The sequence below is a fragment of the Bordetella genomosp. 7 genome (genome assembly GCF_002261415.1).
Classification (GTDB): Bacteria; Pseudomonadota; Gammaproteobacteria; order Burkholderiales; family Burkholderiaceae_B; genus Bordetella_A.
The window spans coordinates 105,858-118,333 of sequence record NZ_NEVI01000014.1 but is presented as its reverse complement, the minus strand read 5'-3'; the positions used below and the strand labels follow the sequence as shown (position 1 = coordinate 118,333).

The window sequence follows — 12,476 nt, the reverse complement described above, 5'->3', positions numbered from 1 at the left end:
ATCTGCATTCCGCTTGGGCACGCGCTTTCCCTTACCTTAAATGCACGGCCGCGCCCTGGCGCGGCGCAGCAAAAGGAGCGAAAGATGAACATGCGACGTATGCAGCAACTGTATTGCGCCCTGGCCCTGGGCGCAGCGGGCCTGGCCGGTGCGCCAGCAGCCCTGGCAGCCGGCGCGGCGGCGTCCGGCTCCATCCAGTCCCAGTATGAACTCGATGTACAGCGGTGCAACACGGGGCAGACTCACCAGGATCGCGCCACCTGCCTGCGCGAGGCCGGAGCGGCCCGCGAAGAGGCCGCGCGCAACCGGTTGGACAACAACCAGTCCGCCAACTTCGATGCCAACGCCACGGCGCGCTGCAACAACTTGCCAGCAACCCAGCGTGAAGATTGCCTGCGCCAGATGGCCTCGCCCAGCAGCGTCAGAGGCAGCGTGGAAAGCGGCGGGGTGCTGCGCGAGACGGTGATCCAGGTTCCCGCCCAGCCGTCTGGCGCCAGCACGCCGGGCGTCGTTACGCCGGGCGTCGGTACGCCGGGCGTCGTCACGCCGGGCGCGGGTATCCCTGGCACGACAACGCCGGCTCCGGCAACGCCCTTGCCGCCGGCCACGGCGCCTGGGGCCCCCATGCCGGCTCCCGTGTCGCCGGGCGCCGCGCCGGGCACTGTCGCGCCGCCGCCGGCGCCCGTCACGCCCGTGCCGGCGCGTTAACGCGGCGTGCTGATTGCGGTTCCCGGCCACGCCCGGGGCCGCAATCAGGCAAAATGTCGGCTATTGCCGACTTTGCGCCGCTTTCATGTCCGACGTCATTGCCCTGATTTTCGACTTCGACGACACGCTGGCTCCCGACAGCACGTCCGGCTTCCTCGACAGCCTTGGGGTGGATACGGCCGCCTTCTGGAAAGACAAGGTGGGGCCGCTGCTTTCCGACCAAGACTGGGACCCGGTGCCCGCCTACCTGTATCAGATGATCGAGCTCTCGCGCAGCGGCGCCAACGGGCTCATCACCCGGCAGAGGCTGGCCGACTGGGGCGCCCGCCTGCCTCTGCACGATGGGGTCGACACCTTGTTCCAGCGGCTGCGCGCGGCCGTGCGCGCCGAACATCCGCAAGTGCAGCTCGAGTTCTACCTGATTTCCAGCGGTATTGGCGATGTCGTGCGCGCCACGCCCATTGCGCATGAATTTACCGAGATCTGGGCATCGGAATTCGTGTATGGCCCGGACCAGGGCATTGTGTTTCCCCGCCGCCTGGTCAGCTTTACCGACAAGACCCGCTACTTGTTCCACATTCAGAAAGGCATCATTGGCCGCGAATTTCGCAACAAACCCTTTGAGGTCAACCGCAAGGTGCCCGAAGACCGCCTGCGCGTGCCGTTCGACCAGATGGTGTTCGTGGGCGATGGCTATACCGATATTCCATGCTTTTCGCTGATACGCCGCGCCGGCGGGTTCGCCTTCGGCGTGTGGGATCCCAAGCACCGCGACAAGCGCAGCCGCGCATGGGGTTTTATCGAGGAAGGGCGGGTCTCGAACCTGAACCAGGCCCGCTACGACGAACAAGCGGAACTGTATCAGTGGCTGGAAGAAGCGGTGGTCAGCCTGGCCGGCCGCATCGCGCTGAAGTCGCGGGTGTACCGTGGCTGAGCCCGCAGGGGCGACAGGCGCCGCATCTTCCCTGGACACCGACATGATGGCCCTGGCCCTCGAACAGGCCCAGGCCGCATGGCAGGCCGGCGAGGTGCCGGTGGGGGCCGTCGTGGCCGATCCGCAGGGCAGGGTGCTGGGGGTCGGCTACAACCGCACCATCACCGATAGCGATCCCACGGCCCACGCCGAAATCGTGGCCCTGCGCGCGGCCGCGACGCATATGGGCAATTACCGGCTGCCCGGCCTGACGCTGTATGTCACGCTCGAACCGTGCGTCATGTGCATCGGGGCCATGCTGCACGCGCGGCTGGCGCGCGTGGCCTACGGCGCATCCGATCCCAAGACCGGCGCCTGCGGCAGCGTTCTCGATGTTGCCGCTATCCAGCGGTTGAACCACCACACCACAATCACCGGCGGCGTCCTGGCTGAACCTTGCGGCGACCTGCTGCGCCGGTTCTTTCGCGAACGCCGCGCCAAGGAATCCACTGCATGAGTACCGCCCAACACCCGCCTCACGGGCATCATGACCACGCCTGCACCGACGGCTGCGAGCACCACCAGGCGCCGGCCGGTGGCATTTACCTTATCTCGCCATCGTCGGCGGTGGGCGATCCGGCCGCATTGCAGCGGGCCTGCCAGCGACTCGCGCAACAGGGTTTCAAGACCACTGTGGACCGCGCCGCGCTGGCGGTGCACCAGCGCTTTGCCGGCACCGACAAGCAACGCCTGGCTGGCCTGGCGCGCGCCATCCGCCAGAAGCATCCCATTGTGATGGCCACGCGCGGCGGCTATGGGCTGAGCCGGCTGCTGCCCGACATCGATTGGCGCGCCATGGCCGACAGCGGCAAGCGCTTCGTGGGCATGAGCGATTTCACGGCGTTCAACCTCGCGCTGCTGGCGCAAACCGGGGCCGTCAGTTATACCGGCGCCACGGCCGTGGCCGATTTCGGCGGCACTCGGGTCGACGACCTGACGCCGGCCTTGTTTGGCGAACTCATGCGCGGCGAACTCGAGATTCTCAGCTTCGAAACGCCCGACGCCGATCCGGTCGATTGCCGGGGCATCCTGTGGGGCGGCAACCTGGCCACGCTGGTGTCGCTGGTGGGCACGCCGTACCTGCCCAGGATACGCGGCGGCATCCTGTTCCTGGAAGACGTGGCCGAACATCCCTACCGGGTCGAGCGCATGCTGGCGCAGTTGTGGCAGGCGGGCATCCTGCAGCGCCAGAAGGCCATCGTGCTGGGGCATTTCAGCAATTACAGGCTGGCGCCCCATGACGCGGGGTACGACATGCCGGAAGTCCTGAAGTGGCTGCGGCGCACCGTCAAGGTTCCGGTCGTCACCGGCTTGCCCTACGGCCACATCGACACAAAGGCCACGCTGCCCATCGGCAAGAAGGTGGGCCTGGCCACCGAGCCGGGCATGGCGCACCTGGTGATCGACGAACACCACCATTGACCTTACCGGTTTGCCGCTCGGCGCGGCTCGGCGTCATTACGACGCTTCGGGCGGAGCCCAGCGCGGCCGGCGCTTTTCCAGAAATGCCGCAATGCCTTCGCGGCCATCGTCGCTGGCGCGCTGCGCCGCCAGCCGGGCGGCCGTGTCGCCTATTGCGTCGGCGTCGATAGCGCGGCCAGCCAGGTCGCGAATCAACCGCTTGCACTGCGCCACGGCGTGCGGCGAAGCGAACATGAAGGCCCCCAGCAGGGCATTGATGTGCGAGTCCAGTTCGTCTGTCTCGCATAGTTCCTGCACCAGGCCCAGGCGCCACGCTTCGGCGGCATCGAAGGTCTCGGCGGTCAGGAACCAGCGGCTGGCCGCGCGCGCGCCGATCGCGCGCAATACATAGGGCGAGATCATTGCCGGTATCAGGCCCAGCCGTGTCTCGGTCAGCGCAAATCGCGCCTCGCGGCCGGCCACGGCAATATCGCACGCGGTAACCAGCCCCATGCCGCCAGCCATGCAGGGCCCGTGGACACGCGCGATGGTGGGTTTGGAGCACGTGTAGATGCTGTGCAGCAAGTTGGCCAGGCCCATGGCGTCGGCGCGGTTCTCGTCCTGGCTCGCCTGTGCGCTCTGGCGCATCGCGTTCAGGTCCGCGCCCGCGCAAAAGGCCTTGCCGCGTGCGGCCAGCACAATGGCGCGCACTTCGGCGTCCTGTTCCAGCGTCGCGAACACGTCGGTCAGCTCGGCGATCATCCGCGCATCCAGCGCGTTGCGCACCTCCGGCCGGTTGAGCCAGACCACGGCAGTCTGGGGGCCATACGCAACTTCCACGGTTTGCAGCATATGCAGCGTCCTTCAAATGACGGTGAATCAACGGTAGAGCACAGTGGGCAACCACATGCCGATGCCCGGAAACATGTACAACAGGAAGATCGCAACCACCTGTATGGCCATGAAGGGCATCATCCCCAGGAAGATCTGGTTCAGTGTCACGTGCGGCGGCGACACACCCTTCAAATAGAACGCCGACATGGCCACGGGCGGCGACAGGAAGGCGGTTTGCAGGTTCAGCGCCACCAGCAGGCCGAAGAACAGCGGGTCGATATCGAAGCTGACGAGCAGCGGCACGAAAATCGGCATGAAGATAACAATGATCTCCGTCCATTCCAGGGGCCATCCCAGCAGGAAGATGATGATCTGGGCCAGCAGCATGAACTCGACGGGCGTCAGGCCCATCGACAGCACCCATTCCTCGATCAGGCGCTGTCCGCCCAGCAAGGCAAAGGCCGCCGAGAAGATCGACGACCCCACGAACAGCCAGCACACCATGGCGGATGTCTTGGCGGTCAGATACACCGACTCTTTCAGCATCGGCATGTTCAGGCGCCGGTATGCCAGCGCCAGCAGCGCGCCGCCCATCGCGCCCATCGCGGCCGCCTCGCTGGGCGTCGCCAGCCCAAAGGTGATAGTGCCCAGCACGGCGGCGATCAGCATGCTAAGGGGAAAGAACGAGCCCAGCAGCATCTTGAAGACTTCCAGCCGCACCCATGTCAGCAGCGCGTAGAACAGCGCCAGCAAAGCCAGGCATACGCCAAAGAAAATCCAGTATCCGGCCGGCGCCGGCAGGCGTGCGGGGCCTTCATCCGCCTGGGGCGTGTCCGGGGCAGCGGCGCCTGCGCCATCGGCGGACGGGGTGCCCGGCGGCTCGCTCAGGCCCCCATCGGCCGGCGGTTCGGCCAGCGAGCCGCCCTCTATGGGGGGCTCGGCAAGCCCGTAGTCATAATCCTGACCGCTGCCCAGCCGCAGTTCGTCAGGAATCTCGTACACGACCGGGGGCTTGGTGACGACGTGGTATACGCTGCCCGTCAGCACCGCGAATGCCAGCAGCGGCAACAATGCTGCCGCCATATTGCGGCTCAGGAAGGCGAACGACACCGAACTGTTGCGCCGCCCCTTGAACATGGCCGCCAGCATGCCTGTCACGGCGTGCGTATAGCCCTGGCGCGTCAGGGTGTCCGCGTCGGCGGGCAGGGGCAGGCGCCGCTCTTCTGCCGTAAGTGGCGGCGCCATGTCGGGCCGCAACTTTGCCACCACCATCACATAGCCCACGTACAGGGCGGTCAGCATCAGGCCGGGAAAGAACGCGCCTGCGTACAACTGCACGACCGATACGCCCGTCGTGGCCCCGTACACGATCAGCATCACGGATGGCGGCAACAGGATGCCCAGACAGCCACCCGCGGTAATCGACCCCGCCGTCAGGCGCACGCTGTAACCCGCCTTCAGCATGGCCGGCATGGCCAGCAGCCCCATCAAGGTGACCACTGCGCCGACGATACCGGTTGCTGTCGCGAAGATGGCGCAGGTGGCCAGCGTGGCCACCGCCAGCGCGCCGGGCAGCCGGGCCAGGGCCAGATGCATGGAGCGGAACAGTTTTTCGATCAGGTTGCCGCGCTCGACCAGGTAGCCCATGAACACGAACAACGGCACCGAGATCAGCGCGTCGTTGGTCATGGTGGCGTAGGTTCGCTGCACCATCAGGTCCAGGGTCTGCCGCAACGACAATTGCGCGTCGGGGTTCTGCAGGAAATAGGCCAGGAAGGTAAAGATGACGCCCATGCCCATCAGGGTGAACGCCGTGGGAAAGCCCAGCATGATGGCCACCACGATAAGGGCCAGCATCAGCAGCCCCAGGTGTCCGGTGGTGATGTCCGACCAGGGTGTCAGAAAACCGATCAGCGCAAGAACGATGCCTATGCAGCTCAGGCCAAACCACAGTGCCTTGTGGATTCTCATTTGGCCTTCTCCTCATCTACAACGTATCGGTCCAGCTCGGCAATATCCTCATCCTTGACCTGCACCAATTCCTTGAGCTTGTCGACGTCGACTTCCTCCACATCTTCTTCGCGCGATGGCCACTTGCCCTGTCGCAGGCACAGGGCGCAACGGGCGATTTCCGCGAGCCCTTGCAACAGCAGGAATGCCCCCGCAATGGGAATGAACGCCTTGAACGGATAGATGGGCGGGCCATCGGCCATCAGCGACGAATGCTCGCGTATGGCGATCGACTCGCCCGCGTAATACCACCCGGCCCAGACCAGGGCCACCACGCCGGGTATGAAAAACGCGATGTACAGCACGATATCCAGGGTGGCCTGTACGCGCGGCGGCAGGAAGCCGTACAGGATGTCTCCGCGCACGTGCCCGTTCTTGGCCAGTGTGTAGGCTCCGGCCATCATGAACAGCACACCGTAATACATCAGCTGCAGGTCGAATGCCCAGGCGCTGGGAGTGTTGAACACATACCGGGCCGTCACTTCCCAGCATATATGTACGGTCAGTACCACGATGAGCCAGGCGAAGGCCTGGCCCACGAAGGTAGACAGCCGGTCTACCATGCGTATCAGCTTGAGCATCGAATGCCATCCAGGTCGTGAACAGGGCGTGCAAAACAACGCACCCGCCCGCCGCGCCGCTCAATGTCGGGGGCGCGGGTAGGGGCGGGTGCACAGCCGCGGCGATCCATCAGCCCGCGGCAGTTCAGGCGGCCGGCTTGCGAGCGAAGTAATGGTTGAACGCCATCCTGAAGTTGACCGATACGTCGTTGTGCCAGCGCCCCGCGCGTTCGGCAAAGGCGCGTTGCGAGTCCAGCACCTTCTTGAACAACGGATTCTCGGCGGACCGCTTCTCGATCATCTGGTCCCAGATCTTGAGCTGCTGTTGCAGGATCGCGTCGGGCGTTTTGTAGAACTTGACGTTGTGATCCTTCTGCAGCTTGATGTAGTCGGACGAATAGCGGTCGGCCGCCTTCCACGACATATCGGCGCTGGCGGCCTGCGCGGCATATGCCAGGATGTGCTTCAGGTGCTGGGGCAGCGCTTCATACCGCTTTTTATTGAACAGCACCTCGAACTGTTCGGCGCTCTGGTGAAAGCTCTGCAACATGCAGATCTTGGACACATCCTGGAAGCCCAATGCCAGGTCGGACGACGCGTTGTTGAATTCGGCGCCGTCCAGCAGGCCCCGGTCCAGGGCGGGCACGATCTCGCCGCCCGGCAGCGCGTTCACGGCAGCCCCCATGGCCGAATACATGTCGATGGCCAGGCCCACGGTGCGGAATTTCACGCCCTTTACGTCTTCGGCCTTGGTAATGGGACGCTTGAACCAACCGAAGGGCTGGGTGGGCATGGGGCCATACATCAGCGACACCACGTTCACCCCCATGGCCTGCTGTATTTCCGTCAGCAGCTCCTTGCCGCCGCCATACTCGTGCCAGGCCAGCAGCATGTTGGCGTCCATGCCGAACGCAGGGCCGGATCCCCACAGCGCCACCGCCGTGTTCTTGCCGTACCAATAAGCCACCACGCCGTGGCCGCCATCGAGCGTGCCGGCCGAAACGGCGTCGAGCAGGTCGAACGCCTTGACGACGGCGCCCGCGGGCAGCACCTCTATCTTCAACTGGCCCTCGGCCATGTCGTTGACCTTGCGTGCGTAGTCTTGCGCGAACTCGTGGAAAATGTCGTTGGACGGCCAGGTGCTCTGGAAGCGCAGCGACACAGGCGAGCCCTGCGCGCGGGTAATGGCCGGAAAGCCCAGGGCCGCGGTGCCCGCTATGGACGTCGCGCCCGCGATGAAACGACGGCGGGAAGAGGGGGGGTGTTGCATGGCTTGTTGTCTCCGGTTTTTTGACTGCGTGAACCAACTTGTTGTGCACAACTTGTGGGACAGCGGACTACAGGACAAAGCGCAATGCATGAAGCGTGCGGCCGCACAGAGAAACAGCCGCCGCATGGCGGGTGGGTCGCAAGGCGATTAAACCGTGCCGGGCGTGATCTGACAATTGCCTGACGCTTGGTGATAACCCGTACCGATTCTGCCGAACGTCCACCGTCCGCGCGCGGCGCCATTCGCGGGAAGGGCCCCTTGGCTGCTAAACTACCCGGTTTACCCCTGCGTCTGCGACGCGCCTGCCTCCAATTCCACAGCCGTGATTTCTACCGCCAATCTCACTATCCAGTTCGGCCCCAAGCCCCTATTCGAAAACGTCAGCGTCAAGTTCGGGGAAGGCAACCGATATGGTCTGATCGGGGCCAACGGCTCGGGCAAGTCGACGTTCATGAAAATCATCGGCGGCGATCTCGAGCCGTCGGCCGGCAACGTGTCGCTCGAGCCGGGGGTGCGGCTGGGCAAGTTGCGCCAGGACCAGTTCGCGTATGAAGACATGCGCGTGCTCGACGTCGTGATGATGGGCCACACCGAAATGTGGGCGGCCATGACCGAGCGCGACGCGATCTACGCCAACCCCGACGCCACCGAAGACGACTACATGCGGGCCGCCGAGCTCGAGGCCAAGTTCGCCGAATACGACGGCTACACGGCCGAAGCCCGCGCGGGCGAACTGCTGCTGGGGCTGGAGTTCGCCGTCGACCAGCACCAACTGCCCATGCGCGAAATCGCGCCCGGCTGGAAACTGCGCGTGCTGCTTGCGCAGGCGCTGTTTTCCAATCCGGACGTGCTGCTGCTCGACGAACCCACCAACAACCTCGATATCAACACCATCCGCTGGCTGGAAACGGTGCTCAACAGCTACCAGAGCACCATGATCATCATCAGCCACGACCGGCACTTCCTGAACCAGGTCTGCACCCATATGGCGGACGTGGACTATGGCGAAATCCGCATCTATCCGGGCAACTACGACGACTACATGCTGGCGTCCACGCAAGCCCGCGAGCGCCTGGTGGCCAACAACGCCAAGGCCAAGGAGCGCGTCGCCGAACTCCAGGACTTCGTGCGGCGCTTCTCGGCCAACAAGTCCAAGTCGCGCCAGGCGACCTCGCGCCTGAAGCAGATCGACCGCATCAAGGCAGAGCAGGTCGTCGTCAAGCCATCATCGCGCCAGAACCCGTACATACGGTTCGAGCAGAACAAGGTCATGCATCGCCTGGCCGCCACCATCGAACGCTTGTCCAAGTCGTACGACGCGCCTGTCATTCGCGATTTTTCGGCCATGATCGACGCCGGCGAAAAGATCGCCATCATCGGCGCCAACGGCGTGGGCAAGACCACGCTTCTGCGCATGCTGGCGGGCGATCTCGCGCCCGATTCGGGCTCGATCAAATGGTCGGATAACGCCGACCTCGGCTACATGGCGCAAGACGTATCCGACCAGTTCCAGCAGTCGGACATCAATCTGTTCGACTGGATGAGCGAATACCGCCAGCCCGGCGACGACGATCAGGCCATCCGGTCCGTGCTGGGCCGCCTGTTGTTCTCGGCCGACGACCTGCCCAAGGCGCCGCGCGTGCTGTCGGGGGGCGAGAAAAACCGCATGACCTTCGGCCGCCTGATGCTGGGCCGGCATAACGTCATGCTGCTCGACGAGCCGACCAACCACCTGGACATGGAATCCATCGAATCGCTGCAGTTCGCGCTCGAAAAATACCAGGGCACCCTGATATTCGTGTCGCACGACCGCGAGTTCGTGTCCGGCCTGGCCACACGGGTCATCGAAATCCTGCCCGACGGCGAAATCGTGGACTACCGTGGCGGATACGAAGACTACCTGGCTTCCCGCGGCATCGAAGGCTGACCGGCCCAAAGCCGGCCCAGGCGGGCCGGCCTGCCCGCGCCGGCTCTTTCTATATGCCTGATAGTTATTAAAGAATTATAAAAATATTGTTTGGATTCATATAACGGATTGTTAGATTAGGGGCTCTTTACACGCCACCGTGCGAGCCCCATCCCCATGAATCTGACTTTCGATCACGTCCACAAGAACTTCGGCGCCCTGCAGGTCGTGGACGGTTTCTCCAGTGAATTCAAGACTGGAGAGCTGGTCGCCCTGGTGGGTCCGTCCGGCTGCGGGAAGTCCACCTTGCTGCACATGGCCGCCGGGCTCGAGACCCCCACGCAGGGTCAGGTGCTGGCCGACGGCAAGCCGGTGGCCGGCCCGCACCCCAGCCGCACGCTGGTGTTCCAGGAACATGCGCTGTACCCGTGGCTGACGCTGCGCGACAACGTGGCGCTGGCCCTGGAATTCCAGAATGTCGCCAAGGCGACGGCGCGCGAAAAGGCCGTGGGCTGGCTGGCGCGAGTGGGGCTGGAAGGCTTCGAGAACTATTATCCGCAACAGGTTTCAGGGGGCATGCGCCAGCGTGCGGCTCTGGCGCGCGCTTTTATCGCGCAACCCCAGACCATGCTGATGGATGAGCCGTTCGGCGCGCTGGATGCGCTGACTCGGCTCAGCCTGCAAGACGTCCTGCGCCAGCTTATTCAACAAGAAAAGCCTTCTGTGCTGCTGGTCACGCACGATGTGGACGAGGCCCTGTTCCTGGCCGACCGCGTGGTCGTGTTCAGCGCGCGGCCTGCTCGTGTGCTGCGCGAATTCAATCTGAAGCATCGCCGCAAGACGCACGACCTGGCCGACCTCGCCGGCGAAAAGCGCGAGATCCTCAGCCTGTTGGGCATCCGCGTCGCCGACAGCGACATCGCGCTGGCGGCCTGACGGCGCCCCGGCCCGCGGCCCATCCATGGCGCCCGACGGCGCCGCATCGAATTTCATATCACTATCTGTTGAAGCACTGGAGAGCAAACAATGAGACTCAAGAACTGGTTGGCCGCCACGCTGGCCACCGCAGCGGCGGCCATGGCGCTCGCCCCGACTGCCGCCGCGGCCGAAAAGTTCCGCGTGGGCTATCTGCGCGTCATGGACGATGCGCAGGCCATCGTGGCCCAGGAGGGCGACTTCTACAAGAACGCCGGGCTGGATACTGAGCTGGTGGAGTTCAAGTCGGGCACCGACCTGATCAAGGCGATTGTCGGCGGCCAGCTCGACATCGGCGTGCTGGGCTTTACCAACGCCGTGGCGTGGGCGTCCAAGGGCGCCGATCTGAAGGTCGTGGGCGGCGCGCAACAGGGGTACCACTCGCTGCTGGTGCGCGAAGGCACGGGCATCGACGATATCGCGGGCCTCAAGGGCAAGACGCTGGCCTCGCAGAGCGAGGGCAGTACCGCGGACGTGGTGCTCAAGGGCGTAGTGCTGAAAGAGGGCGGCCTGCAGCCCTCGGACGTGAACATCATGGGCGTGAGCCCTGCCGTTGCGGTGCAATCGCTGGTCGGGCAGCGCGTCGACGCGGCGTTCCTGTTCGAGCCCTATGACCGCATCGCGCAACTGGTCGCCCCGGTCAAGCAGATCTACGAGGTGGGCCAGGCATGGCCGTTCCCGTGCATGGTGGTGATCACCTCGGGCGAAGTGCTTGAAAAGCGCAAGGACGATGTATGGAAGGCGCTGGACGCGCAAAAGGCCGCCATCGACCTGCTGCAGCAGAATCCCTCCAAGGCCGCAAGCCTGATCGCTTCGTACTTCATTGCCGAGCCCACGCTCAAGACGCTCAAGCGTGGCGAGCTGCCGCGCGAGACGGTCATCGAAGAAGCCATCAAGACGCAGGTCTTTACGGCCAAGCTTACCGACAAGGACGCGGCGCGCATGCAGGAAATCGCCGATATCCTGCAGGCGCAGGGCTCGCTCAAGACCCGCGACGGCAAGCCGTACGATGTCTCGACCATCGTTGACCTTTCGTGGCAAGAGGCGCGCAAGCTTTGACGTCCTCGACCCGCGTAACAGGGCTGCGCAAGCACCTCGCCGGGGTGCTTGGCGTGGCTTTCATCCTGCTGCTCTGGCAAGCCGCGGCCTGGGCGCTGCCCGACTTCCTGATGCCGGGCGTGCCCACGGTGGTGCTGCGCCTGCTGCACGACCTGGGCGACCCGGGCTTTCACCAGAGCCTCATGGGCACGCTGGGCCGGCTGGGAGCGGGCTACGGCCTGGCCCTGCTGGCCGGTGTCGGGTTCGGGCTGGTGGCGGCGGTGCTGTATTTCTTTCGCGAAGTGCTGCGCAGCGCCATTGTCATCCTGCAATCCATTCCGTCGATTGCCTGGGTGCCGCTCTTTCTGATCGTCATGGGGTTCGGCAGCGCGCCCATCATTGTGGTCGTCGCGTTGGCGGCGTTCTTTCCGGCGGCGCTCAGCGTCATGAACGCCACCGAATCCGTGCAACGGGTGCATGTGTCGGCCGCGCGCGTCATGGGCGCCACGCGCTGGGGCTTGATCAAGCGCGTCTATCTGCCCGCCGTCATGCCCGAGCTGATCACCGGCGCGCAACTGGCCTTCGGCAATGCGTGGCGGGCCCTGATTTCGGCCGAAATGCTGATCGGCTTCGGCAAAGGGTTGGGGCGGTCGCTGGCGTATTCGGGTGAAATCGCCGACATGAGCGGCGTGATGATGAACATCCTGGTGATAGCGATTCTTGCCGCCCTGATCGACCAGCTCGTGCTTGAAAACCTCAAGCACCGCCTGTTGCGGTATCAGTACGTTTAACCGGACGGAA

Annotated in this window: 12 protein-coding genes; 8 read left to right on the top strand and 4 right to left on the bottom strand. The window is 64.5% G+C overall.

Annotation, left to right across the window (positions count from 1 at the left end; all coding sequences use genetic code 11):
* The first annotated feature begins 84 nt into the window (after positions 1–84).
* The 4 genes from CAL18_RS19820 to CAL18_RS07485 all read left to right on the top strand — a co-directional run bounded on the left by CAL18_RS19820 (position 85) and on the right by CAL18_RS07485 (position 3,103).
* Positions 85–708: a hypothetical protein gene (locus CAL18_RS19820; RefSeq protein WP_094817627.1), complete on the top strand. Its 624-nt coding sequence runs from the start codon at positions 85–87 to the stop codon at positions 706–708.
* A gap of 85 nt (positions 709–793) precedes the next feature.
* Complete coding sequence (locus CAL18_RS07495) at positions 794–1,642, top strand: HAD family hydrolase (protein WP_026637916.1); 849 nt, start codon at positions 794–796, stop codon at positions 1,640–1,642.
* Between the two features lie 46 nt (positions 1,643–1,688).
* The gene (gene tadA / locus CAL18_RS07490; protein WP_051423596.1) at positions 1,689–2,138 is read left to right on the top strand and encodes a tRNA adenosine(34) deaminase TadA; all 450 of its coding nucleotides are present in this window, start codon (positions 1,689–1,691) and stop codon (positions 2,136–2,138) included.
* Positions 2,135–3,103 (top strand): LD-carboxypeptidase, encoded by a 969-nt coding sequence (locus CAL18_RS07485; protein ID WP_026637914.1) that lies wholly within the window; start codon positions 2,135–2,137, stop codon positions 3,101–3,103. The genes tadA and CAL18_RS07485 overlap by 4 nt, the downstream gene beginning before the upstream one ends.
* 36 nt (positions 3,104–3,139) lie before the next feature.
* Here CAL18_RS07485 and CAL18_RS07480 read toward each other — a convergent pair whose 3' ends face one another.
* The 4 genes from CAL18_RS07480 to CAL18_RS07465 form a co-directional block, all read right to left on the bottom strand.
* Positions 3,140–3,934: an enoyl-CoA hydratase/isomerase family protein gene (locus tag CAL18_RS07480; protein ID WP_094796604.1), complete on the bottom strand. Its 795-nt coding sequence runs from the start codon at positions 3,932–3,934 to the stop codon at positions 3,140–3,142.
* A 27-nt stretch (positions 3,935–3,961) separates the two neighbouring features.
* Complete coding sequence (locus CAL18_RS07475) at positions 3,962–5,887, bottom strand: TRAP transporter large permease (protein WP_026637912.1); 1,926 nt, start codon at positions 5,885–5,887, stop codon at positions 3,962–3,964.
* Positions 5,884–6,507, bottom strand: coding sequence for a TRAP transporter small permease subunit (locus CAL18_RS07470; protein WP_026637911.1), 624 nt, complete (start codon positions 6,505–6,507; stop codon positions 5,884–5,886). The genes CAL18_RS07475 and CAL18_RS07470 overlap by 4 nt, the downstream gene beginning before the upstream one ends.
* Positions 6,508–6,631: 124 nt before the next feature.
* Complete coding sequence (locus tag CAL18_RS07465) at positions 6,632–7,756, bottom strand: TRAP transporter substrate-binding protein (RefSeq protein WP_026637910.1); 1,125 nt, start codon at positions 7,754–7,756, stop codon at positions 6,632–6,634.
* 322 nt (positions 7,757–8,078) lie between these two features.
* Here CAL18_RS07465 and CAL18_RS07460 point away from each other — a divergent pair, with 322 nt between their 5' ends.
* From CAL18_RS07460 to CAL18_RS07445, 4 genes are all read left to right on the top strand, one after another.
* The gene (locus CAL18_RS07460; RefSeq protein ID WP_026637909.1) at positions 8,079–9,683 is read left to right on the top strand and encodes an ABC-F family ATPase; all 1,605 of its coding nucleotides are present in this window, start codon (positions 8,079–8,081) and stop codon (positions 9,681–9,683) included.
* Positions 9,684–9,839: 156 nt separating this feature from the next.
* A complete protein-coding gene (locus CAL18_RS07455; RefSeq protein WP_026637908.1) occupies positions 9,840–10,598 on the top strand; it encodes an ABC transporter ATP-binding protein in 759 nt (252 codons plus the stop codon).
* A gap of 90 nt (positions 10,599–10,688) precedes the next feature.
* Positions 10,689–11,696, top strand: a complete 1,008-nt coding sequence (locus CAL18_RS07450) for an ABC transporter substrate-binding protein (RefSeq protein WP_094817626.1) — start codon at positions 10,689–10,691, stop codon at positions 11,694–11,696.
* Positions 11,693–12,466 carry an ABC transporter permease gene (locus CAL18_RS07445; RefSeq protein WP_026637906.1) on the top strand — a complete coding sequence of 258 codons (774 nt, stop codon included), beginning with the start codon at positions 11,693–11,695 and terminating at the stop codon, positions 12,464–12,466. The genes CAL18_RS07450 and CAL18_RS07445 overlap by 4 nt, the downstream gene beginning before the upstream one ends.
* The last annotated feature ends 10 nt before the right edge of the window (positions 12,467–12,476 follow it).